This is a genomic window from Micrococcus sp. LASM2_SD2, assembly GCF_057364565.1.
The window spans coordinates 1-239 of sequence record NZ_JBNFOB010000518.1; the positions used below are offsets into that span (position 1 = coordinate 1).

1 pseudogene is annotated in these 239 nt (G+C 67.4%); it reads left to right on the top strand.

What is annotated here, in order from left to right:
* Positions 1–239: pseudogene (locus tag AC2W7A_RS13400) on the top strand (IS3-like element IS3501 family transposase); the annotation flags it as partial.

Genomic DNA, 239 nt, shown 5'->3' on the forward strand with positions numbered 1-239 from the left:
GGTCTCGGGCAGCCTTCATACCGCGGGGCTGCCGTTGCTCGCCCTGGAGCACGCCCTGTTGAGCAGTGGCGCCAGCCGAGGTCTCCAAGGCCTGATCCACCACTCGGATCGGGGCAGTCAGTACGTCAGCTTGGCCTACTCGGATGCGCTCATCACGGCGGGGGTGAGGGCCTCGGTGGGCACCGTGGGCGACTCCTACGACAACGCCCTGGCCGAGACGGTGAACGGGCTCTACAAAG